Origin of the sequence: Sulfitobacter sp. F26204, assembly GCF_026410305.1 — a bacterium.
Classification (GTDB): Bacteria; Pseudomonadota; Alphaproteobacteria; order Rhodobacterales; family Rhodobacteraceae; genus Sulfitobacter.
On the sequence record NZ_JAPMLQ010000001.1, the window covers coordinates 467,080 to 491,419 of the forward strand.

Sequence of the window (24,340 nt, forward strand, 5' to 3'; positions counted from 1 at the left end):
CTGTTCCGGCAATGACGCCCCACACAAAGCTGGCGTGCCCCGTTGCATCACCCTTGGGGCAATTGTCCTACCGCCCAACGCGCCGCATCGGCAACGGCTGCATCAGGGTCACTGCACAAGCTTTGTGCCGTTTCCCGCAAGGAGGCCAGCCCCGAATTCCCGATGGCGTATAGAACATTGCGCACAAAGCGGTCCCGGCCGATCCGTTTGACCGGTGACCCGGAGAACCGCAGTCGGAAGGCGGCATCGTCCAACATCGCAAGCTCCGACAGATCCGATGCCTCGACGCCCGCGCCGTGATAGCGCAGGTCGCTCGCCTTGACTGCAAACTTGTTCCAGGGACAAACCGCCAGACAATCATCACAGCCATAGATCCTGTTGCCAAGCTTGGTACGAAGGGCAGGTTCGACCGGTCCTTTGAATTCGATTGTCAGATAAGAAATACAGCGCCGTGGGTCCAGCCGATAAGGCTCGGGAAAGGCATTTGTCGGGCAAATATCCTGACAAGCAGTGCAAGACCCGCAATGGTCCACTTCCGCGGGATCGGCGTCCAGGTGCAATGTCGTAAAAATAGACCCTAAAAAGGCCCAGTTCCCCCAATCCCGGCTTAGAACGTTGGTATGTTTTCCTTGCCAGCCAAGGCCTGCTGCCTGCGCCAGCGCCTTTTCAGGCACCGGTGCAGTATCTACGAAAACTTTTACTTCGCAGGTTTCCTGTTCGATTAACCAGCGCGCCAGTCGTTTGAGGCGCTTCTTGACGATATCATGATAATCGCGTCCCTGCGCATAGACGGATACGGCACCTTTCTCGGGGTGATCCAGAACGGCCAAAGGATCCTGCTCAGGTGCATAGGATTCTGCCAACATGATGACCGATCGCGCCTCTGGCCACAAAGCTGCGGGATTCCCGCGCCAGGCCATCCGTTGTTCCATCCATGCCATCTGTCCGTGAAAACCAGCCTCTACAAAGGCCGAAAGCCGCGCCGGCATTTCAGGCACATCCCAGGGACGGCATACCCGCGCGGCGACGAATCCCTCACTCAGAGCTTGTGAAACCAAACGTGCTTTCAGGTCCATTCTCTTTTTGGCCTTATATACCGTCCGCACTCTCGAACATGCGCTGGAACCAGCGTGGGGCGACAGTCAGAAATCCAGATCATTGTAATGCTTGGGTGGCGGGAAGCCCGGCACCTGATCTGCCAGGAGAGACCGAAAGGCGGGACGTGATTTGATCTTGGCGTACCAGTCCTTGACAACTTCCGAACGGTTCCAATCCACGTCGGAAATATAATCCAGCGAAGATAAATGTGCCGCTGCGGCAAAATCGGCCAATGTCATTTTGTCACCTGCCAGCCAGCGCCGATGATCCAAAAGCCATGTCATGTAGTCCAGATGGTATTTGATCGCCTTGGCACCTGCCTTGACGTTTTTACTATCTGGATACCCTTGCTTCATGATCTTTTTGTTGACCCGTTCATACAGGAGTTTCGACGTGACTTCGGAATGAAATTTGTCATCGAACCAGCTGACAAGCCTGCGTACTTCCAACCGCTGCAAGGAATCAGAAGGCAGCAATGACGGCTCTGGCCGGGTCTCTTCGATAAATTCGCAAATCGCTGCGCTCTCTGTCATGATGACACCGTCAAGCCGTAGTACAGGTACTTTCCCCGCCGGATTGCGGCGCAGGAAATCAGGGTCTTCTTCCCAATACTTTTCCTCTACCAGTTCCACCTCGATCTTCTTTTCAGCAAGGCTCAACCGAACCTTACGGCAGAAAGGGGACAGAGGGACGTGGAATAGGCGCGCCATTGGAAAAACTCATGTTGAAGAGACGATAATCATCCATGCCTGCTTACGTAGCGCAATTCAACTCTGGAAACAATTTGCACGACCATCCGCGCGAATGGTCGCCGCTCCCGCTCGCACCTGGCGGGCACGCTTCAGTACGAAGTTGCTGGGCTGCGACGCGGATCGCGTTTTGGGAGAGGGCAGGATCGCCGCCAGCCGCGCCGCTTGGGTCGCCGTCAGATCAGCCGCGGAAACGCCGAAATAATGTCTGCTCGCGGCTTCCACGCCGAAAATACCTTCATCGAATTCGGCGATATTCAGGTAAACTTCGATAATACGTCGTTTAGACCAGATCGCTTCGACCAGGGGTGTAATCAATGCTTCGGCGGCTTTGCGCACCCACAAGCGCCCGTGCCACAAATACACATTCTTGACTGTTTGCTGACTGATGGTTGAGGCACCGCGCGATGAACCCTGTTCAATCGCCAGTTTGATCGCAACGATGTCGAAACCCCAATGCTGGCAAAAATTTGCATCCTCTGCCGCGACCACAGAGCGCGCCATCACCGGGGCGACGCGATCAAGAGATACCCATGTCTGCTTAACGCCGCCCAACCGACGCGCTTCGGTAAACATATATGTTGTCGTAGGTGGGTTGATCACCGCACCCAGCACAACCAGCGCAACAACCAACAGGAATACAACCGAGATTACCCGCAAAACCCAGCGCCGCAGCCGCTTTCGCATGGGGAGTTTCGCCAGTTTCTTCTGTTTGGGTTTTGTTTTTTTTGTCGCCCGCGCCATGTGACAGCTATAGAGTGACGGAAGTGTTTTGTGAACGCCAATCAGACAGAACCATCAAGCTGCCAGTAGCGCCGCTTCGAACCGGCCCAGGACCGGGCGTGCCGTTGTCCAGCAGCTCGGCTCAGTTGTGGCCAGGTGTGGATACAACATCAGCATTTCTGTCATCACCGGATCGTCACCAGCACTTTGGGCTGGCCCCGCAAAGTAACTTTCCGAAGGGACACCCTGTCCGAAGACAATCTGATGCGCATCGAACATCAAATGGATATAACGTACCTCACCCCCCGTCACCTGGCGTATCGTATCTCCATTCACCAGGTGTTTCGCAGCGACAAGCACCTCGTGTTGACCGAAATACAGTTCTGCCTGCCAGCCGGTGACAAGTATGCGGTGTTGCGGTGACACGCAGAGCGGGGCGTCATTCCCTATGCTGCCGGGATCAAACTGGATGGGCGCAAAAACACCGGCAGCACGAAAGCTGTTGTCCAGAATTTTTCGGATTGCTTGTGGCCCTTGGTCCAGTGTCGTCACCATATCGCCGATCAACAGATCTTCGATCAGGCGCCCTCCGGCAGGGGTTTCGATCATGGTTCCCGGTGTGAAACACGTCGGCCCGAAACTGCCAACAGGTGTCTGTGTCGCGGTTGTTACAAATGTCGAACTGACAAAAGTGCCATTCTGCAACACCTGCCCGTCTGTCGGCGTAAAGACAGGTGTGCCACTGGCAAGGTAAAACGTAACACCCGTATAGGTAATGTTGCCGACTCCCGGAACATTGACCGTCAGCGTGTCATTTGGCCAGACCTGAGAGATGGCCACACCGTTAAAGGTATCTCCGGTACCGGTCTCAATGTTGCCGTCGTCATCCTCATCAACAAATTCGACCCGTGAAAACGTCAGCGCAGTGCCGACCGCAGGAGGTGCGCCGGGATCAACGGAAAAGAACTGGTCTTCGTATGCCGTAGGCATTGCCGCAAACCCCGATGTTTCAACAATCAGGGTTTGCAGGAGTAATTGGTGCTGAATATGGCAACAATTTAGTCAATTACGTCTAAATTGCGCACTGACAGCGTGGCCTGACCAAAGGGTTTCTTTGATCAGCCCATGATTATTCCGCAGGAATGGCCGATCTATCGTGGCCCAGCGGTGCTGCGAGATGGGTCAGCATTTCCTTGGGGCAAACCTGCAGGAAATACTGCTTTTCCAGGTCCCAATGTTGCAGGATGTCTGCGGCCTTGCGGCTGCCGGTTTCCTTCAGATGCCGCTCCAGAAGCTCTTGCAACTCGTCCAGCCAGTGATCCACCGTAACCGGACATGTTACCAATGTCTCACGGTTCATGACACGCTCCGCCACCTGGTCGGGATCATAGAGATAGGCCATGCCGCCGGTCATACCGGCACCAAAGTTTGCGCCAACCTCGCCCAATATGACTGCAACACCGCCTGTCATATATTCACAACCGTTAGAACCGCAGCCCTCGATAACAACCTTGGCACCGGAGTTGCGTACCGCAAAACGTTCACCCGCGCGACCCGCAGCAAACAGATAGCCGTCTGTCGCGCCATAGAGCACGGTGTTTCCGATTATGGTGTTTTCTGCGGCGATGATCTGGCTCGCCATTGGCGGGCGGACGACAATCGTACCACCGGACAGACCCTTGCCGACATAATCGTTGGCGTCCCCCGAGACTTCGAGTTTGAGCCCCGGCGCCGCAAATGCACCAAGAGATTGTCCCGCAGAGCCTGTCAATTTCACTGTAAGATGGTCAGGTTGCAGATTGTTGCGCATGCCAAAATTCTTGACGATATGGCTGGACACCCGGGTGCCCACTGTCCGATGCGTGTTTTGGATCGCATAGGACAGCTGCATTTTTTCGCCCTCTTCCAGAAACCGTGCGGCATCGCGCACGATCTGGGCATCCAGCGTATCAGGCACCATGTTGCGCGGCTTGTCACGGTCATAGACATTCTCGTGTGCGCCATCGACGGTAATCAGCAGGGGATTAAGGTCCAGATCATCCAGATGGGCAGAACCGCGTGACACCTGTGTCAAAAGATCTGCACGACCAATCACGTCATCAAGCGACCTTGCACCGATACCCGCCAGAATTTCGCGGACTTCGGTGGCGTAGAATGTGATGAGGTTCACAACCTTGTCAGCGTTTCCAGTGAACTTGCTGCGCAGAGCTTCGTCCTGGGTGCAAACGCCAACCGGGCAGGTGTTGCTTTGACACTGGCGCACCATGATACAGCCCATGGCGATCAGTGCAGCGGTGCCGATACCATATTCCTCGGCACCCATCATGGCCGCCATAACGATGTCACGCCCTGTACGCAGCCCGCCATCTGTGCGCAGGGTCACACGATCACGCAGGTTGTTCATCGACAGCACCTGATGCGCTTCGGTCAGACCCATTTCCCACGGCAAACCCGCATATTTTATCGAGGTCGCAGGCGAAGCACCGGTCCCGCCATTATGCCCTGAAATCAGGATCACATCCGCTTTGGCCTTGGCGACGCCGGCGGCAATTGTGCCCACGCCGGAGGAAGCCACCAGCTTTACCGTCACCTTACAACGCGGATTGATCTGCTTGAGATCATAAATCAACTGCGCCAGATCTTCGATCGAATAGATGTCATGGTGCGGAGGTGGAGAGATCAACGTAACACCCTTGGTCGAATGCCGCAGGCGGGCGATAAGATCAGTGACCTTCATCCCCGGCAACTGTCCTCCCTCACCGGGTTTGGCGCCCTGTGCAACCTTGATTTCAAGTTCCTCACACTGGTTCAGATATTCGGCGGTCACACCAAAGCGGCCTGATGCCACCTGCTTGATCTTGGCACTTGGGTTGTCACCGTTGGGTTCTGGCACAAAATGGGCCGGATCTTCGCCGCCTTCACCGGAATCCGATTTAGCGCCGATCCGGTTCATTGCCACGTTCAGGGTTTTGTGCGCTTCGGGGCTCAATGCCCCCAATGACATCCCCGGCGTTACAAATCGCTTGCGGATTGAGGTGATGCTTTCCACTTCTTCCAATCCCACAGGGGCACCCAGCGGTTTGATGTCCAGCAGGTCGCGCAAATGGATTGGGGGATTGCTTTTCATTTTGGCGGAATACTGCTGCCACATCTGATATGAGGCTCTGTTACAAGCCATTTGCAGCAAATGCATGGAAGAGGCTTCCCATGCATGGGTCTCGCCGGATTTGCGGGCCTTGTAAAAACCGCCAATGGGCAACACGGCGCTGTCTCCTTGCCAGCCCTTGGCATGGATGGCTTCGGCCTTGCGTTGGATCCCTGTGACACCGATGCCGGAAATCCGGCTGGTCATGCCAGGGAAATACTCTGCACACATGGCACGGGACAGACCGACAGCTTCAAAGTTCAACCCGCCACGATACGAAGAAACAACAGAAATCCCCATCTTGGCCATGATCTTGAGCAGGCCTTGATCAATCGCCTCGCGATAACGTTGCACCGCCTGTTTCAGGGTCAGATCCAGCAATCCACGATTGATGCGGTCATTCAGGGAATCTTCTGCCAGATAGGCGTTAACAACGGTCGCCCCACATCCCACCAGAACGGCGAAATAATGCGGGTCAACGCATTCTGCCGATCGCACGTTCAACGAACAAAAGGTGCGCAAACCCTTGCGCGTCAGATGGCTGTGAATGGCGGAGGTCGCGAGGATCATCGGCATCGCAACACTGTCCCCGTCGCTCAGATGGTCAGTCAGTACCAGATGTCCCGCCCCAGAGCGCACAGCATCTTCGGCTTCGGCTCTGATACGGGCCAATCCTGCGCCCAGGTTGTTTCCGCCGGGGGCAAACGAACAGTCAATTGTCGCCACATCGGCGTTGAAATGCCTGAACAGTTCGTCAAACTGGGCGTTCCCGACAAAAGGGGAATCCAGCACAAAAATCTCGGTCTGGCTGCTGTCTTCGTCCAACACGTTTTTCAAATTTCCGAACCGGGTTTTCAGGCTCATTACCCGAAATTCGCGCAAACTGTCGATCGGCGGGTTTGTTACTTGGCTGAAGTTCTGCCTGAAGAAATGGCTCAGCGGACGGTATTGTTTGGACAAAACAGCCGAAGGCGTGTCATCCCCCATGGACGCCAGCGTTTCCTTGGCGTCTTCGGCCATCGGTGCCAGTATTTGTTCCAGATCTTCGATTGAATAGCCCGCCGCCACTTGACGACGTCGCAATACGTTGCCCTCGAACACCGGCTTTTCGTTGACTTCGGCCAGCGCTGCATCCAGTTCGACAATCTTGTCAACCCATTCACCAAAGGGCAGTGCGCCTGCCAGCCTGTTCTTGATCTTGGAATCGTCGAACAGTTTGCCTTTTTGCATGTCCACGGCAATCATTTGCCCGGGGCCAAGTGCGCCTTTTTGCACAACATTCGCTTCGTCCAGCGGTACCATGCCCGCTTCAGATCCCGCGATCAGCATACCCTCGCTGGTGACCACATAACGCATGGGGCGCAGACCGCTCCGGTCCAGACCTGCACAAACCCAACGCCCATCTGTCATGGCCAAGGCTGCAGGTCCGTCCCAGGGTTCCATCACCGAATTGCAGTATGAATACATGTCCAGCCATGGTTTTGGTAAATCCACCGCCTGCTTGGACCAGGACTCCGGGACCAGCATCGTCTTGGCCATGGGGGCAGACCGTCCGGCACGTACCAGGACCTCAAAAACAGAGTCCAACGCAGCGGAATCGGATGAACCCGCCGCCACAATCGGTTTGATGTCTTCGGCCATGTCGCCAAATGCGCCGGAAGCCATGCGTATTTCGTGGCTTTTCATCCAGTTCAGATTGCCCTTCAGCGTGTTGATCTCGCCGTTATGGGCCAGCATGCGGAACGGCTGTGCCAACCACCATTGCGGAAAGGTGTTGGTGGAATAACGTTGATGATAAATCGCAAAGGCGCTGACAAACCTTTCGTCCAACAGATCAGGATAGAATTCTGCGACCTGTTCGGCCAACATCATGCCTTTGTAGATGATCGAACGGCACGACAACGACGCAATATACAAATGCGGAACCTGCGCCGCTATTGCCGCTTTTTCGATCCGGCGACGGATCACATATAGCTCCCGTTCAAAGGTCTCTTCATCCACACCCTTGGAATTGGAAATCAGGATTTGTTCAATTTCGGGACGGGTGGCATTCGCTTTTTCACCCAGTACTGAAATATCGACCGGCACATGCCGCCAGCCAAAGATATAATAGCCCATGCGCAGGACTTCGGTTTCGACAATTGTTCGACAGGTCTCCTGTGCCCCGAAATTTGTGCGCGGCAGGAACACCTGCCCAACTGCAAACAGTTCATCCTCTCTTGGGACATGGCCAGTCCGCTTGACCTGATCCCAGAAAAACTGCACGGGAATTTGCACGTGAATACCTGCGCCATCACCCGTTTTGCCATCAGCGTCCACCGCGCCACGGTGCCAGATCGCCTGCAAGGCCTTGATCCCGTTTTCCACAACCGCCCGACTGCGCGATCCGTCGACATTCACCACCAGACCGACACCGCAGGAAGAATGCTCTTCCTCGGGGGAGTACAAACCTTTTTCGGCCATCATCGCCCGCTTGGCTTCTTCGCGGGCGACCCATGCGTCATCATATTTTGTCATTCGGAAGTCTCCAGAGTCTCGGGTGCAAACAGTGCAAGGGTTTCATGTGTCGTCATTTTCTTATGCTCGCCAGCAAGGGCATATCCATGGGGACATTTGTCGCTGAAGAGTTCCGCCTTCAGCACACCGCCCCCCGCATTGGGGAACAATCCGGCGGACAGGTTCCGCGACCCATCCGCGTCAACCCCGTACCAAAGCGTCGATCCGCAGGTAGGACAAAAACCGCGCCCGCCCCAATCCGAGGATTTGAACTGCTGCGCAGGTCCGTTCACCGTGACACTCCCCGCGACAGTCTCAAGCGAGAAAAACGGCCCCGAAGTATGCTGGCGGCACATGTCACAATGACAGGCTCGCAAGCGCGGGTTGTCAACTTGGGCCGTGATCTGCACCGCTCCGCACAGGCATTGACCTTGGATGTCTTCAGCCATTGTTAAGGTTCCTTCCGTCAGGATGTCAGCACCACTGACCCATTCATCTATCGTTTACCGTTACGCTGCGCTGCGGCGGTGCATCGGGGGTGTACGCCCGGTGTACGGGGGGGGGTGCCCCCTGTATTATTCCGCCGCCATCACCGTTTCGCCGTTCAGTTTTTCAAGGATTGCCTCGGCACAATCGCGCCCGTCCTTGATCGCCCAGACCACCAGCGATGCACCGCGCACGATGTCACCTACAGCGTAAACACCATCCATTTCTGTTTTGCCTGTCACATACTCGGTCTTGATCGTGCCCCAGCGCGTCACCGGCAATTCCGGCTCGTTCCAAAGCGTTGGCAGGTCTTCGGGTTCAAAACCCAAGGCCATGATCACCAGATCGGCCTCTTCGACATAATCGGCACCTTCGATCACTTCCGGTGCCTGACGCCCCGTCGCATCCGGCGCACCCAGACGCATCTTCTGCACCATTACGCCCGTCACCGGATCACCGACAAATCCCTTGGGCGCGGTCAGCCATTCAAACTGCACGCCTTCTTCTTCGGCATTGGCCACCTCGCGCTGGCTGCCCGGCATGTTCGCACGATCCCGACGATACAGACACTTCACAGACTCGGCACCCTGACGGATCGACGTGCGCACACAATCCATCGCCGTATCCCCGCCACCAATCACAACAACGCGCTTTCCCTTGGCGTCCAGACGGCCAGAATCAAACTCTTCGACGGCATCACCGAAACTCTTTCGGTTGCTTGCAGTGAGGAAATCGATTGCGCGCTCAAGGCCCACGCCACCAACGCCGGGTGCCTGAATTTCTCTTGTTTTGTAAACACCTGTGGCAATAATCACTGCGTCATGTTTGGCACGAATATCGGCAAAACTGATGTCCTTACCCACTGTGCAATTCAGCTCGAACTTGACGCCACCCTGCTCAAGCTGGTCGTTACGGCGCATCACAATGTCCTTCTCCAGCTTAAAGCCGGGAATACCATAGGTCAGCAATCCGCCTGCACGATCATAGGTGTCATAGATCGTGACCTGCACGCCCTGACGGCGCAGCACATCTGCCGCCGCCAGACCACCGGGACCAGCACCAATGATGCCCACGCTTTCGGTCCGCTCTGCACGTGGCTTGATCGGCAGTACCCAGCCTTTTTCCCAGGCCGTATCGGTAATGTATTTCTCGACTGATCCGATGGTCACGGTGCCATGGCCTGATGACTCTATGACGCAATTGCCTTCGCACAGGCGGTCCTGTGGGCAGATGCGGCCGCAGATTTCGGGAAAGGTATTCGTCGCTTGAGATAGTTCGTAGGCTTCTTGCAACCGTCCTTCGGCCGTCAGGCGCAGCCAGTCAGGGATATTGTTGTGCAGCGGGCAATGGCTTTGGCAATAGGGGACACCGCATTGACTGCACCGGCTGGATTGCTCCTTGGCTTTTGTATCTGCGTATTCGGCATAAATCTCGTTAAAGTCATTGCGACGCAGGTCCGGGGGCCGCTTTTCCGGCATATCCCGTTCGATATTCACAAACTTCAACATCGGTTGTTCTGCCATGGTGCTTCCTTGCCTGTAACTGCCAGAAACCCCCAATATATCAGGCCAAGGTGAAATAAAAGTCAGCATTATTGACGTATATATCAGAAAAGTGATTATTCAGAAAAATATTTTTCCTGGATGCAGTGACAATAGATCCGGATCGGACCTAAATGCTAAAAACCACTCAACAACGCGATCAAAACTACGCTGCCAACTAAGATTCGCCACCAACCAAACAGCGCATAACCACGTTTGCTCACAAAATCTAAAAGCCATCTCACAACTAAGACCGCCGCAATAAATGCGCAGACGAATCCGATCGCAATTTCGTTCAAGGCGCTGACGTCCAACACGTTGCGGTTCTTGTACAAGTCGTAGGCAAAAGCACCCGCCATAGTTGGCATCGACAAGAAGAATGAAAACTCCGCCGCTGCCCGCTTGCTTGCACCCAACAGTAGGGCACCCACTATAGTAGAGCCAGAGCGCGACGTACCGGGAATCATCGCGAGACATTGGATAAACCCGATTTTCAATGCCATCGTTAATGGAAATGCCATTGCATCGTGGTGTTTTGGTTCCGGTGCAATACGTTCAACCAGCAACAGAATAACGCCGCCCAATATCAACATGACCGCAATCAGCATCGGCGTTTCAAAGAGCACGGTTTTGATGAAATCATGTGCCAGGACGCCGATGAAAACAGCAGGCAAAAAGGCGACCAAAACCGACAGAATAAACCGCCGCGCCTGCGGATCGTGGGGTGCATCGCGGAACACGGCCCAAAGTCGCCCAGCATAAATCGTCAGGATTGCCAGAACGGCACCAAGCTGGATCACCACTTCAAAAGTATTGCCTGCACTTTCAAACTGCAGGAAGTGCCCGGCCAACAAAATGTGACCTGTCGATGATACCGGAATGAATTCTGTCAAGCCTTCCAGCAAACCCAGAAAGGCAGCAATCAGCGTCGTTGACTCTGTCATTAACTGCTGCGCATGTTTTGGGCAGAACTCTTGATGGCGTCATACTGACCGGACGGGCGAAAGCGCCACAGATAGTCCGGGAGGATCGAGGCCATGGAAACCGGTTTGATTCCCAGATCGGCAAAGCCCTTTGCCCCTTCAGAGACAACATTATCCTTGGCAAGGTTTTTCAACTGGTCACGTGTCAGCGTGCCATTTGAGACCAGCCCAAACGTAACCGCCTGTACCATGTCAAAGCCCCAGGCCATGATTCCCGCGATCCAGGTCGGCAGGTTCAGGATCAGACGCCGGCGATTCACTACCTTCAGCATCCGTTGCATCAATCCACGAAAACTGTCTGTCTCGGGGCCGCCCAATTCGTAGATGCCGCCAGCAACCGCACCTGTTACACCCATGGCAGCAGCCTGTGCCACATCAACTACATAGGCTGGCTGAAAACGGCTGTTGCCGCAAGCAATCGGCAATACAGGGCTCATCCGGGCGATACCGGCAAAGCGATTGAAAAAGTCGTCTTCCGGTCCAAACATGATCGACGGGCGCAGGATCATTGCATCCGGCATTCGTTCAAGAACTGCTGCTTCGCCTTCTGCCTTGCTGACGGCATAGGCGCTGTCTGAATCTTTATCAGCGCCAATGGCGGAGATCTGTACCAGACGCTTGATGCCATTTGCAGCGGCGAGTCGTGCCACGCGTTCGGCGCCCTCGGTGTGAACGGCAGTGAAACTGTTTTTTCCGGATTCATTCATGATGCCGACGCAGTTTACAACCGCATCCGCACCAGCCATCGCAGCGTTGACAGAGGCATCATCACGGATGTTGCACAGGACCGGCTCAACCTGTCCGACAACTCCGTAAGGCTTTACAAATATTGCTTCGTTGGGACGCCGGACGGCCACACGGACACGCCAGCCGGCCTTTGCCATCTGTTGAGTGATATATCGCCCGACGAACCCGGAACCGCCGTAAATTGTTACCAGCTTGGCCATGGTGAAACTCCTGCATGTGCATGCCTAGGCCAATCATTTACCCGTCTGCCCAGTTCCGAACAAGCCGCAATTGGAAGCGACAGGCTGGAAGGCGGATTTATGAACTGTAGATTTCGATCAGAATGCAATTGACACTGGCCGTTCCGCCCCTTAGATCACCGCTTCACGTGACCTGCCCAGGTGGCGGAATGGTAGACGCGCTAGCTTCAGGTGCTAGTACTGGCAACGGTGTGGAGGTTCGAGTCCTCTCCTGGGCACCACTAAATCCCAACTCAGTGATTCAATATTCAGAAAAAATGGGGTAATCGTTGCCGCGGGGTCTGCATTGGGATCCACAATGGCCTAACCAAAGCACTGAGAATACCCCAAGTTGAATTGATTGATCTGAAATCAGAAAAGCGATTCCGCGAGACAAGCCATACAGAATCTACGACCCATAGGGATTTCATGCTCATACCTCCAGCAGTGATCCCGAGTCTTGACTGAACTATGGTTTGACTTAGATGGCATCTGATTGGTTGGCAACAGACCTGTTAGAAATGACAATCGCAGTCAAAGAGTTTGTGACCGGATCAAGGTCACATTCGAATATTTTCAGAGCACGAAGCACGGAGCGATCCGTTATGACCGATGCCACAATGAATTCTTCGCCGCTGTCGCTCACGCCGTGATCGTCAGTTTCCTGGTGAGAGTAGCGAGTTCAGCTTCCCAACCGTTTCCCGTGACGGTTTGAGGCTACCGGATTCCGAGCTCAGGCGCGTGCGATGAATCCGCCGTCGACGATCAACGTTTGTCCGGTCATCATTCTGCTTGCTCCCGAGGCCAGAAACAGCACAGCGCCGACGATGTCTTCGGGGGCAAGCGCCTCTGGCAGACATTGGTTGGCAAGTTGGTTTGAAATACTTTCGTCTGTCAGCCAAAGGTCCAGTTGCCGCGGGGTGATCACCATACCGGGAGCAAGGGCGTTGACGCGAATACCGGCAGGCCCGAATTCTCTGGCAAGACTCTGGGTGAGCGACACAATGGCGGCATTGGATGAGGTATAGACCGGAAAGCCGGCCATCCCAGCCATGTAGGCGACGGACGAGAAGTTGATGATCGTGCCTGCGCCGTTTGACTTCATCTGTTCAATGGCGGTTTGCGCGGCAAAGAAATATGCCTTGAGATTGATTGCCATCGCTCTGTCCCAGAATGCTTCGTCCACATCTTCGGTACGGTGGCGTTGATCGTTGGCTGCATTGTTAACAAGGATGTCGATCGGACCCTGCAGAATGCCGACCCTGCCCATCGCATCCTTTAGCGCAGGAATATCGGTGATGTCGCATTGGATGAAAACCGGACGCACGCCATGGCTTGCCTCTATGACATCACAAAACGCCGATCCATCAGATCGTTGTACAAAGGCAACTTTCGCACCCTGTTTGACGAATGCCTCGGTGACGGCGGCGCCGATCCCTGATCCGCCACCCGTGATGAAAACGGATTTCCCTTTGAGATCGGCATATAGCCCGACAGTGGCTGCTTGTTTGGTGGTACCCGAACCGTCATTCATCCGAGATCAACCCACGCCGCGTCGCGTTTCGAAGAGCGCAGGCAAGCGTCGATAAAGGCAACGCCTGCCAAACCATCGGCAGCGGTAGGATAAAGCACATCTGCCGGTTGCGGTGCCTTTGCGATATGGGCCCTGATGGCATGCGCCGCTTCGGAATAAATATTCGCAAATCCTTCAAGATAGCCTTCGGGATGGCCGGGGGGGATCCGGCTCATCCTTGCTGCCGCGTCACCTGCACCTGCACCGTTGCGCGTAATCATACGCTTGGGTTCGCCCAGAGGGGTGTACCACAAGGTATTCGGGTCTTCCTGGGCCCATTCGATCCCGCCTTTTTCGCCATAGATCCGCAGTGTCAGGGCGTTTTCATTTCCGGGTGCAACCTGACTGGCCCAAAGCAGCCCGCGTGCACCTCCTTCATACCGCATCATGACTGTAACATTGTCGTCAAGGCGGCGGCCGGGAACGAAGGTTGTCAGCTCCGCACTAAGCTGTTCAACGCTCAGGCCTGTGACAAAACCGGCGAGATTGAACGCATGTGTTCCGATGTCCCCGATGCAGCCGCCGCCACCCGACTTGTCGGGGTCGGTGCGCCAGGCAGCTTGTTTTTGGCCGGTTTCCTCTACGGCTTCGGTCAGCCAGTCCTGAACATATTCCACATTCACCAACCGGATTTTGCCAAGCAGACCTTCCGCCACCATTTCGCGGGCTTGGCGTATCATCGGATAACCCGTGTAGTTATGAGTAAGTACAAAAAGCGCATCGGATGCCTCGACCAGTTTGGCAAGGCTCTGTGCATCGGCGAGGGTTGACGTCATCGGTTTGTCACAGATCACATGAATGCCGCGTTCAAGAAATGCGCGGGCCACCGAATAATGCATGTGATTAGGTGTGACGATGGCGACGGCCTCGATCCCGTTTTCTCTCTGTGACTCTTGTTCGGCCATTTCCAGAAAGTCACCATATGCCCTGTCGGATGGCACACCCAGATCGGCAGCGCTGGCTCTGGATTTTTCGGGCGTTGAACTGAATGCACCTGCAACCAGTTCAAAGTGATCGTCAATCCGCGACGCGATACGGTGCACGCCCCCGATAAAGGCGTCGCGACCGCCCCCCACCATACCAAGACGGATACGGTCGGCGCGGTCTTCGGCTTTTCCTTGAATAGCCATCAGTCCAGCCCCAGCATCTTGCGGTTCGCGCCTGCGTCAGCACCATCCTGGGTAAAGTCATCGAAGGCTTTTTCCGTGACTCGGATGGTGTGATCCTTAACGAATTGCGCGCCTTCGATTGCGCCGTCTTCTGGGTGTTTGATCGCACATTCCCATTCGACAACGGCCCAACCGTCAAAGTTGTTGGTTGCCATTTTCGAGAATATTGATTTGAAATCGACCTGACCGTCGCCAAGCGACCGGAATCGGCCCGCACGGTTTTCCCAGGATTGAAAACCACCATAGACGCCCTTGCGTCCTGTCGGGTTGAATTCCGCATCTTTTACATGGAACATGCGGATCCGGTCTTTGTAGATGTCGATGTGATCAAGGTAATCCATGCACTGCAAGATAAGGTGGGACGGATCATACAGCATGTTGCAGCGTGCATGATTGTCGACACGTTCCAACAGCATTTCGAATGTGTCACCATCATGCAGATCCTCCCCCGGATGAATTTCAAAACAGAGATCGACTCCGTGATCTTCCGCGTGATCAAAGATCGGGCGCCAACGGCGGGCCAGTTCGTCAAAGGCTTCTTCAACCAGGCCGGCTGGGCGCTGTGGCCATGGATACATAAAGGGCCAGGCCAGGGCCCCCGAAAATGATACCGTCCGATCGATCCCGAGGTGCCGCGAAGCGGTGATTGATTTCTTGACCTGTTCAACCGCCCATTCCTGTCTTGCCTTCGGATTGCCCCGAACAGAGGGGGCGGCAAAGTTATCAAAGGCCGCATCATAGGCGGGATGAACCGCGACAAGCTGGCCCTGTAAATGAGTGGACAAATCGGTGATTTCGACACCGTTTTCGCGGGCTTGACCGGCCATCTCCTGACAGTAATCCTTGCTGGTTGCCGCCTGATCCAGGTCAAAAATGCGGGTATCCCAAGACGGAACCTCTACCCCGAGATAGCCGTATTCGGCTGCCTTTTTCGTGATGCCGTCCCATGTGTTGAAGGGTGCCTCGTCACTGACAAATTGTGCCAGAAACAGGCCTGGACCTTTGATCGTTTGCATATCGTTTCCTCCCGGTTGGACGTATGTGTTAACGGATTTTGGCGGAATCTCTGTCGTATTGCTTTGCCAGTGGATCCCGGTATTCAGTTGCGTTTGGCGATGTTCATGGACCTGACGATATGGGCAAATCCGTCGCGGTAGACGGCTTCGGGGCTTTCAGAAAAATCGCGCCATACCTTGGTTGCGGCGGCAAGGTCCGGCAAGCCGCGTCCGAATGCCTCGATGGTCAACCAGCCATCATAGCCGATTTCGTCAATGGCGGCGAAAGTGTCGCGCCAAGGGATGTTGCCGCGCCCCGGCACGCCCCGGTCATTTTCGGATATGTGGATGTGATGAACCACGTCTTTGTTGCGGATTAATGCGCCAATGGGGTCGGATTCTTCGATATTTGCGTGAAAAGTGTCGTACATTGCACGGATATTCGGGTGATCAATGGAACGAATATGTTCGCCAAGGGCGTCCATGGTGTTGAAGAGATAACATTCGAAACGATTAAGGGCTTCAAGGCAGACTGTAACGCCGCATTGTGCCGCATGCTCAGCGATCTGGCTCTGACTGATCCGCGAAAACGCGCGTTCTTCAGGCGTTGGCCCAACGCCGGAAAAGTGACCCAGAGTGGAGTGAAGCGGTCCGCATATACGGTCCGCCCCCAGTGCTGCCGCACGGTCCAACGCCCATTTCATCCGGTCAACTCCAGCGGTACGAACGGCGGGATCCGATGAAATCAAGTTCTGGCTGGAATCGCCCATTGCGGTGACGGCAGTGCGTTCCAGCCCCAGATTGTCCAGCATGCGACCGGTCGCGGCAAAATCTTTCTCGGATCCTTCGAACACAGGAATCTCTACGCCATCAAAACCGGTGGCGCGAATGTCGGCCAGCAAGGATTCGTGTTCTGGATCAATGCGCGTGGTCCATAGGAACATGCAGATGCCAATTTTCACGATAAGACCCCCATTTATCCCTATCTGGTATTACCAAAAATGCTTGATTGGTCAAGCTTGATCTGAATGATCGCGCGTGAGAAGGCTGCGGAGAAAGCCGCTATTTCCATATAAATCGGCGAAATTTACCTATAGATGCCAAAGTTCTCTTCTTGTTTTGCTTGACCATCCGAATTTTCGATTGCAAACTGGTCTAACCAATTTCGAACCACCATTAGGTCAAAGCGGAAAACGTTTTTACGGATATTCGAACAGGAAGAGGAAAGACTATGCATCTATCGACACATAACTGGATGCGGGCAGAGCCGCTCGAAACTACGGTGCGCCGGATCAAGAAGATGGGTTATGAAAGTATCGAGATTTCAGGTGAGCCGGATCAGTATAACACCAAAGAAACGCTTGCTTTGTTAAAGGAACATGATCTGCGCTGCTGGGGTGCTGTGACCCTGACTTTGGGTGAACGTAATTTGGCTGCCAAGGATCAAGGACAACGCGAACGGTCTGTTGATTACGTCAAAAGCGTTCTCACAATGGTAAGTGAGCTTGAGGGGGAGATCATCACACTTGTCCCTGCAACAGTCGGCAAAGTTGTGCCTGACGGCACCCCTGAGGAAGAATGGGGATGGGTGGTGGATGCCACCAAAGAGTGTTTCCATCATGCGAAAAAGGTAGGCGTGCGGATAGCTGTCGAACCCTTGAACCGCTTTGAAACCTATTTGTTCAATCGCGGCGCGCAGGCCTTGGCATTGGCCGATGCGGTCAGCCCCGAAGTCGGCGTGTGTTTGGATGCGTTTCACTTGAACATCGAAGAAGAAGACATGTTCCAGACGATCCGTGACATCGGTGACCGCTTGTTCGATTTCCATGTTGCAGACAACAACCGGTTTGCTGCGGGGCTTGGCCACATCGACTGGCCGCGTGTGGTACAGACGCTCAAGGAAATTGGATATGATGGCGCCCTTACCAATGAGTTTGTGGCTCCTGTTGACCGGACTCCGGCGGCCCCTTACCCGGATATGGTGGATACCGATCCAAGCGACATTTCTCCTGAACAGTTGAAATTTATTCAGGACCACGGGTCGAGCGTTTTGACCGAGAAGTTTTATGCTGAACAGATGCAGATTACTGCGGATACGATCCTGCCCCTGATCAAGTAAGTTCAGCATGCTTCGACCGCGGTGTCCCCCGCCGCGGTCGAATGGTTCAGGGCCCAACGACAAAGGGAATAAGATGAAAATTACATCTGCTCAGGCATGGTGGGTCCAGATTCCGATCGAATTGGAACAACAGCACGTCAGCGATTTTGGCCGGTTACGCACCTTTGACGCCGCGATCCTGCGATTGGAAACCGATGATGGGTTGGTCGGTTGGGGCGAAGCAAAGAATGCAGCAGGCAGCGCAGGTGACTATGGTACTTTGGTTCATCTGCTGAACAACGAATTCGGACCTCGTATTATCGGGCGTGACCCAGCAGACATTACCTGGATCTGGGAAGATCTGTATAATGGCGTCCGTGCGGAAAAAGCGCGCAGTTCCGGTCACGTGATGCCCGAACTGGCGCGGCGCGGTCTGACGATTTCTGCCATCAGCGCCATTGACATTGCCCTGTGGGATATTCTGGGCAAGGCTGATGGGAAACCGGTCTGGCAACTGCTGGGCGGGCGCAAGGCTGATCGCCTGCGCGCCTATGCCTCTGGTGGCTGGGCCGATAAGGACACTATCGGCGACCAGCTTCAGGGGTATATTACCAAGGGCGGATTTGATGGCGTCAAGATGCGCGTCGGGTCAATGGATGGCACGCCTCACCGCTCAGCCGAACGGGTGATTGCGGCGCGCAGGGCGCTTGGCCCCGATGTCGACCTGATGGTTGATGCCCATGGCACTTTTAATGTCGCCGACGCCAAGAGGTTTGCTTATCTGGTGCGCGACTGTGATCTGGCCTGGTTTGAAGAACCGGTTACTGCAGATGACAAAGCCGGCATGGCCGAGGTACGCGCAGCGTCACATGCGCCGATCGCGGCAGGTGAATCCGAGGCCACCCGCTTTGATTTTCGCGACCTGGTTGTTGGCCGCTGTGTTGATATTCTACAGCCGGACCCTGCCTGCTGTGGCGGTATCACCGAAGCGATGCGGATTGGCACTCTGGCCTCTGCCTTCAACTTGCGTCTTGCACCGCATCTTTGGGCTGGAGCACCGTGTTTCTTTGCCGGGTTACAGGTTTGTGCTGCCGCACCGGCAAGCTTTACAGTTGAGTTCTCTTTGGGTGCGAACCCGATGATCCATGACCTGTCCAGAACACCAGTCGAAGTGCATGACGGCAAGATTGCAATTCCGGAAACTCCCGGTATAGGGCTGGACATGGACGAGGGTGTGATCAAACAATTCGCTAAAAAAGGATGACATGCAGCAAACGGATTTCCTCCCAAAGTTGGCGACATATCTGATTGGTGTGGCCGAAAGTAACGCGGGTAAAGCACCTTCGGAACGTGAACTGGCGGAACATTTTACCGTGAGCCGAGGACAGGTGCGCGAGTCGCTCGCCATCCTTGAGGCAATGCAGGTGATCGAACGGCGCGCAAAATCCGGTATTTATCTGCGCAAGGACCAGCGCGGAATCGAACAGCTTGCGTTTTTTGCTCGTGCTGGACTGCCGGTTGATCCCCGACAGATATATGAGGCTGTCGAGGTACGTAAAATCCACGAGATCAAAGCTGCGGAATTGGCCGCGGAACGCGCCACCGAAGAAAACTTTTCTACGCTTGAAGACATACTGGCACGGTCAGAGGCACGGATCGCGGCCGGTGAGGGCCTGAGCAAACTGGACCATGACTTCCACCTTGAGATTGTCCGCGCCACCCAGAACGAGGTTTTTTACAACCTGTGCACCACATTCTATGTCCTGAGTGAAAAAAGGCTTTCGATCTATTTCAAGGAAGGGGACCGGAATCTGCGCTCTCATCAGGAACATCAACAGATTTACGAGGCACTTCGGCGGCGCGATGGGGCGCTCTCCATGGCGCTTATGAACTCGCATCTGCGCGGTGCGATGAGCTACTGGTCAGAACTGCTGGACGTCAAAGAAACAAACGCGCTTTAGCAAGGGGGCGGCATGTCGGAGTCCAAAGTAATATTTTCCACTCACATGCTTCACCCCGAGGTGACAGGGGAGTTGCAGAGGCTTGGCGATTACCGCGTCGCGAGCGCCCCGACACCCGAAGTAATCACAGCCGAAAGCAAAGGAGCGCAGATCATTGTGGTGCGCGCAAAAATCCCGCCTGGGATCATCACCCGTGAAAAGGGGTTGATGGCCTGTGTCAGGCATGGTGCGGGGCTGGACATGATACCTGTCGATGTCGCGACACATGCAGGTGTGCTGGTTACAAATGTGCCCGGGGCAAATGCCACAACAGTAGCTGAACACGCCATCTGGTCCAGTCTGGCACTGTTTCGAAGGTATCCGATGATGAACCATGATCTGCGGCAAAACGGTTGGGAAGCAGGGCGTAAACATGCTGATTTCGGGCGCGAACTGTCTGGAAAAACCATCGGGATCCTGGGCTGCGGCAACATCGGGCGCCGGATTGCGGCAATGGCGCGTTTTGGCTTTGGTTGCGATGTGATCGCCCAGACCCGGACCCCAGCCAACCTGCCAGAGGGAATCACGGCGGTTTCATTTGATTCTTTGCTTGCGCAATCAGATGTATTGGTTTTGTCTTGTCCGTTGACAGAGGAAACGACAGGCATCATCAGCCGCGATGCCATCGCGAAAATGAAAAAGGGGGCGCTATTGATTAACGTGTCCCGTGGGCCTGTCACCGATGAGGGCGCAGTAATAGAAGCGCTGGCTGCAGGACATCTTGGTGGTGCCGCAATAGATGTATTCAGCGTACAGCCCTTGCCGTCGGATCATGCGTTTTTCAAGCTGCCCAATGTGATCCTGACGCCCCATATGGCAGGAATCACCGAAGAAAGCATGCTTCGCTTGGGGCAGGGTGTCGTTTCGGAAACGAAAAGGATCCTGGCAGGGGAACGGCCCGTCAATCTGTGCAATCCCGAAGTTTGGGACAGTTATCGCGCTCGTTTCTCCTGACGTTTCACTGTATCGAAAGGTTTAGCCCACTGACCGGATCAAAATAGAGCACCTTGTCAGGTTTCCAGCCAAATCGAACGGTATCGTCAATCTTTACCTTCATCTGCGCTGACACTGTTGCATGTACATGCGTACCATCCAGATCCAGCGTCAGAATTTTGATAACTCCATGGTTTTCAACGTCGAAAATCCGCGCTTCTGCAGGTGCATCCGGTGAAATCAGGACATCTTCGGGGCGGATCCCGAAACGAATGTTTTGTCCATCTTGCGCCTTGGAATTCGCGATGGATAGTGCATGCCCCCCGATATTCAGCACTGCCTTGCCACCCTTTACGACGCCGTCGACCAGGTTCATCGGCGGGGTGCCTACGGAACGCGCAACAAAGGTGTTCAACGGCTTTGCATAGATGTCATCCGGTGTGCCTACCTGTATCAACTTGCCGCGGTCCAGGACACCGATCTTGTCACCCATGGACATGGCTTCAACCTGATCGTGGGTTACAAAAACAAAAGTGGCACCCAATTCCTGATGAAGCTTTTTCAACTCGACGCGCAATACGTCGCGCAGGTTCGCATCCAGCGCAGAAAGGGGCTCGTCCATCAGGAACACCCGAGGCTGACGAACGATGGCGCGTCCAATGGAAACACGCTGCATTTCACCGCCCGACAGTCTTTCAACTTTGCGGTCAAGCAGCCGGGTAATTTGTAGCGTCTCGGCCGCCCGTTCAACCCGTTGAGTTATCTCATCAGCGGTAAAATTTTGCGTGCGCGATTTCAGCGGAAACTCCAGGTTTCCCCGCACGGTCAAGCGGGGATAAAGTGAATATTGTTGCAAGACCAGCGCGACATCGCGCTCCGCTGCGTTCCATGTGGTTGCATCTTGACCGTCGATCAGCACGGTTCCGGTGTCGGGCTTTTCAAGGCCAGCGATCACGCGCAATGTTGTGGTTTTGCCCGCACCGGTTTGTCCCAGCAAAACAAAGAATTCGCCGTCCTTGATGTCAATATCCACACCGCGCAATGCTGTGTTCGGGCCAAATTTCTTGGAAATGCCCTGAAGTTCAATATCTGCCATCAGGCGGCCCCCCGCAAATTCAGTTCTGTTTGATTGTCAAAGAAATGTGCCTGAGCGGTATCCAGCCCGACCCAGACAGTTTGACCTTCGCCGCCGACAAAACCACTGGCGGTACGGACGCGTAAAATGGCTTCTCCGAGCCTCACATCAACGATGTCGTGACTGCCGAGAGGTTCAATATTGGTGGTCACTGCCTCTGAGTATCCTTTGGTTTTTTCATGGCTCAACAGTATCGCCTCGGGACGCAGTCCAAGTGCGATGCCTGCACCGGGCTTGGACAAACCGGCCAACATGCCTTCGCCAAAGGAAAAATCCGTTTCGACCCCTTTAAGCGCCACCCTGGTTCCGTCTATTTGAACATCAACGACGTTCATCACAGGTGAGCCGACAAATTTGGCGACAAAGAGATTGCTGGGCTTCAGGTAAATTTCGTCCGGAGCGCCCACTTGTTGCAGCACCCCATCGTGCAGAATGACCATCCGGTCGGCAAGGCTCATTGCTTCGATCTGGTCATGGGTCACATAGACGGAGGTCGAACCGCGCGCGATATGAAGCCGCTTCAGCTCTGCCCGCATTTGTTCGCGCAATTTTGAATCAAGTACACCAAGTGGCTCGTCCATCAAAAGCGCCTGTGGCCGACGAACAAGCGCACGGCCTATTGCCACACGTTGCATATCACCACCTGAAAGGGCAGATGGCTTGCGATCGAGATGCTGGGCGATTTGCAGCGTTTCGGCGGTTTCATTGACGGCGCGATTCCGTTCTGCGGCATCCATGCGTACCGCACGCAAAGGAAAGGCGATATTTTCGCGTACAGTCATATGCGGGTAAAGCGAGAAAGACTGAAATACGAATGCGATGTCACGGTCAGCGGCTTTGCGGTCCTGCACTTCCTTTCCGTCGATCAGGATCTTGCCGGATGTTACCGTTTCCAGACCTGCAATTGCGCGCAATGCTGTCGTCTTGCCACCGCCGGACTGGCCCAACATGACAACAAATTCGCCGTTTTCGATGGTCAGGTGCAGGTCTTTCAAAACTTGATTTTGACCAAAGAACTTCTGGACATTTTTCATTTCGATCTGCGCCATCAGTGGGTGCCCCCCGTCTTGTTGACGTCCACGCTGGCGTCTTCCTGATACCGCTCTTCCGGTTCAGGGTCAGGCGCTATCTTTGATGTAATCATAAAGCTGACGAGCCCGAGTAGGGTCAGCGTCACACCGTATTTGTGTAAAAACAGGCTCCATGGCTGGCACAGCGAGATGATGCCAAAGATCATCAGGCTTTGAGCTGCGGGTGCGAGGTAGCGTTGATTGATGGATCTGAAACTCATTTGCGGATTGCCCCGAATGACATGCCGCGCAGTAGGTGGTTGCGCAGAAGGAATGTGAAGATGGCGACGGGGATCAAGAACAAGAGCGTACCTGCTGCAATGACGGTCCAGTCAGGCAGGCCGCTGCCGACCTGCGAAGGAATATAAGGGGGTGCGGTCTGGGCATTGCGGTTGGTCATGATCAACGCAAAGGCGTATTCGTTCCAGGCCGTGATAAAGCAGAACACCGCCGTTGCCGCCATGCCGGTCAGCGCCTCGGGCAGGACCACTTTGAAAAATGCCTGCATGCGGGTGTAGCCGTCGACCAGCGCTGCTTCTTCGTATTCTTTAGGAATTTCGTCGATAAACCCTTTCATGATCCATACAGCAAAGGACAGATTGAAAGCGGTATAAAGAATAATCAGCCCCAGATGTGTGTCGTTGAGACCGACTACGCGGTACATTAGGAACATGGGGATTGCGACGACAACAGGCGGTAACATGCGGGTGGACAGGATAAAAAACATCCAGTCGTCTTCGCCCTTTACCTTGAAGCGGCTGAAGCCATATGCCGTAAGGGTACCCATACAGACGGCAACCACCGTTGAAATGATCGAAACGATCAGGGAGTTCTTGAAACGATCACTGTAACCAGAGGATCGTACTTCGCCTGTCTTTCGATTACGCACCACTTTTTCACCACCGTCGACAACCATTTTTTCCCACCAGGGGGCGGATTCGTATTCTTCCTGGGTTGGCTGCTCTCTCAGCTGCGACCGTTTGGTGAACAGTTTCACAAAGGGGGAAACCTCGGGGGTGAAGAACACGGTCGGTGGAATTGTCGTTGCCAGATTACGGGGCTTGAAGGCTGTTGCAGTGATCCAGTAGATCGGAGTCAGCATGATGATCAGGGCAAGGAAAACCGCGGCTATCGCTGTACGGTTCGTCCATTTTTCGCGGGGGGTTCGGACACCAGCCATA

General features: G+C 54.6%; 21 protein-coding genes and 1 tRNA gene. 5 read left to right on the top strand and 17 right to left on the bottom strand.

The window, feature by feature from the left end:
• Positions 1-47 precede the first annotated feature (47 nt).
• The 9 genes from queG to OS190_RS02265 form a co-directional block, all read right to left on the bottom strand.
• Entirely contained in the window at positions 48-1,076 is a 1,029-nt protein-coding gene (gene queG, locus OS190_RS02225) for a tRNA epoxyqueuosine(34) reductase QueG (protein ID WP_267157029.1), read from the bottom strand.
• Positions 1,077-1,142: 66 nt separating this feature from the next.
• Entirely contained in the window at positions 1,143-1,808 is a 666-nt protein-coding gene (gene fzlA / locus OS190_RS02230) for an FtsZ-binding protein FzlA (RefSeq protein ID WP_267157030.1), read from the bottom strand.
• A gap of 57 nt (positions 1,809-1,865) precedes the next feature.
• Positions 1,866-2,534 (bottom strand): monofunctional biosynthetic peptidoglycan transglycosylase, encoded by a 669-nt coding sequence (gene mtgA / locus OS190_RS02235; protein ID WP_416237359.1) that lies wholly within the window; start codon positions 2,532-2,534, stop codon positions 1,866-1,868.
• A gap of 111 nt (positions 2,535-2,645) precedes the next feature.
• Positions 2,646-3,560, bottom strand: a complete 915-nt coding sequence (locus tag OS190_RS02240; protein ID WP_267157032.1) for a Hint domain-containing protein — start codon at positions 3,558-3,560, stop codon at positions 2,646-2,648.
• Between the two features lie 139 nt (positions 3,561-3,699).
• Positions 3,700-8,232, bottom strand: coding sequence for a glutamate synthase large subunit (gltB, locus tag OS190_RS02245; RefSeq protein ID WP_267157033.1), 4,533 nt, complete (start codon positions 8,230-8,232; stop codon positions 3,700-3,702).
• Positions 8,229-8,660: a GFA family protein gene (locus tag OS190_RS02250; RefSeq protein WP_267157034.1), complete on the bottom strand. Its 432-nt coding sequence runs from the start codon at positions 8,658-8,660 to the stop codon at positions 8,229-8,231. The genes gltB and OS190_RS02250 overlap by 4 nt, the downstream gene beginning before the upstream one ends.
• A gap of 126 nt (positions 8,661-8,786) precedes the next feature.
• The gene (locus tag OS190_RS02255; RefSeq protein ID WP_267157035.1) at positions 8,787-10,220 is read right to left on the bottom strand and encodes an NAD(P)-dependent oxidoreductase; all 1,434 of its coding nucleotides are present in this window, start codon (positions 10,218-10,220) and stop codon (positions 8,787-8,789) included.
• 155 nt (positions 10,221-10,375) lie between these two features.
• Positions 10,376-11,182: an undecaprenyl-diphosphate phosphatase gene (locus OS190_RS02260; RefSeq protein WP_267157036.1), complete on the bottom strand. Its 807-nt coding sequence runs from the start codon at positions 11,180-11,182 to the stop codon at positions 10,376-10,378.
• Complete coding sequence (locus OS190_RS02265) at positions 11,182-12,168, bottom strand: complex I NDUFA9 subunit family protein (RefSeq protein ID WP_267157037.1); 987 nt, start codon at positions 12,166-12,168, stop codon at positions 11,182-11,184. The genes OS190_RS02260 and OS190_RS02265 overlap by 1 nt, the downstream gene beginning before the upstream one ends.
• Positions 12,169-12,342: 174 nt before the next feature.
• On the opposite strand from OS190_RS02265, the gene OS190_RS02270 reads away from it, so the two are divergent.
• A tRNA-Leu gene (locus tag OS190_RS02270) sits at positions 12,343-12,428 on the top strand.
• A gap of 491 nt (positions 12,429-12,919) precedes the next feature.
• On the opposite strand, the gene OS190_RS02275 is transcribed toward OS190_RS02270, so the two are convergent.
• From OS190_RS02275 to OS190_RS02290, 4 genes are all read right to left on the bottom strand, one after another.
• Positions 12,920-13,720, bottom strand: a complete 801-nt coding sequence (locus OS190_RS02275; RefSeq protein ID WP_267157038.1) for an SDR family NAD(P)-dependent oxidoreductase — start codon at positions 13,718-13,720, stop codon at positions 12,920-12,922.
• Positions 13,717-14,889, bottom strand: a complete 1,173-nt coding sequence (locus tag OS190_RS02280) for a Gfo/Idh/MocA family protein (protein ID WP_267157039.1) — start codon at positions 14,887-14,889, stop codon at positions 13,717-13,719. The genes OS190_RS02275 and OS190_RS02280 overlap by 4 nt, the downstream gene beginning before the upstream one ends.
• Entirely contained in the window at positions 14,889-15,944 is a 1,056-nt protein-coding gene (locus tag OS190_RS02285; protein WP_267157040.1) for a sugar phosphate isomerase/epimerase family protein, read from the bottom strand. The genes OS190_RS02280 and OS190_RS02285 overlap by 1 nt, the downstream gene beginning before the upstream one ends.
• A gap of 83 nt (positions 15,945-16,027) precedes the next feature.
• The gene (locus OS190_RS02290) at positions 16,028-16,885 is read right to left on the bottom strand and encodes a sugar phosphate isomerase/epimerase family protein (RefSeq protein ID WP_267157041.1); all 858 of its coding nucleotides are present in this window, start codon (positions 16,883-16,885) and stop codon (positions 16,028-16,030) included.
• Between the two features lie 269 nt (positions 16,886-17,154).
• Here OS190_RS02290 and OS190_RS02295 point away from each other — a divergent pair, with 269 nt between their 5' ends.
• The 4 genes from OS190_RS02295 to OS190_RS02310 all read left to right on the top strand — a co-directional run bounded on the left by OS190_RS02295 (position 17,155) and on the right by OS190_RS02310 (position 20,975).
• Entirely contained in the window at positions 17,155-18,042 is an 888-nt protein-coding gene (locus OS190_RS02295; RefSeq protein WP_267157042.1) for a sugar phosphate isomerase/epimerase family protein, read from the top strand.
• Positions 18,043-18,115: 73 nt separating this feature from the next.
• Positions 18,116-19,285 carry a mandelate racemase/muconate lactonizing enzyme family protein gene (locus OS190_RS02300; RefSeq protein ID WP_267157043.1) on the top strand — a complete coding sequence of 390 codons (1,170 nt, stop codon included), beginning with the start codon at positions 18,116-18,118 and terminating at the stop codon, positions 19,283-19,285.
• A 1-nt stretch (position 19,286) separates the two neighbouring features.
• Entirely contained in the window at positions 19,287-19,982 is a 696-nt protein-coding gene (locus tag OS190_RS02305; protein WP_267157044.1) for a FadR/GntR family transcriptional regulator, read from the top strand.
• Positions 19,983-19,994: 12 nt separating this feature from the next.
• On the top strand, positions 19,995-20,975 hold the full coding sequence (locus OS190_RS02310) for an NAD(P)-dependent oxidoreductase (protein ID WP_267157045.1): 981 nt from the start codon (positions 19,995-19,997) through the stop codon (positions 20,973-20,975).
• 4 nt (positions 20,976-20,979) lie between these two features.
• Here OS190_RS02310 and OS190_RS02315 read toward each other — a convergent pair whose 3' ends face one another.
• From OS190_RS02315 to OS190_RS02330, 4 genes are read right to left on the bottom strand one after another with little or no spacing between them, the layout of a single operon-like run.
• The gene (locus OS190_RS02315; protein WP_267157046.1) at positions 20,980-22,050 is read right to left on the bottom strand and encodes an ABC transporter ATP-binding protein; all 1,071 of its coding nucleotides are present in this window, start codon (positions 22,048-22,050) and stop codon (positions 20,980-20,982) included.
• Complete coding sequence (locus tag OS190_RS02320) at positions 22,050-23,138, bottom strand: ABC transporter ATP-binding protein (RefSeq protein ID WP_267157047.1); 1,089 nt, start codon at positions 23,136-23,138, stop codon at positions 22,050-22,052. Before OS190_RS02320 ends, OS190_RS02315 begins: the two co-directional genes overlap by 1 nt.
• Entirely contained in the window at positions 23,138-23,380 is a 243-nt protein-coding gene (locus OS190_RS02325; RefSeq protein ID WP_267157048.1) for a hypothetical protein, read from the bottom strand. Before OS190_RS02325 ends, OS190_RS02320 begins: the two co-directional genes overlap by 1 nt.
• A complete protein-coding gene (locus OS190_RS02330) occupies positions 23,377-24,339 on the bottom strand; it encodes a carbohydrate ABC transporter permease (RefSeq protein WP_267157049.1) in 963 nt (320 codons plus the stop codon). Before OS190_RS02330 ends, OS190_RS02325 begins: the two co-directional genes overlap by 4 nt.
• Position 24,340: the final 1 nt, after the last annotated feature.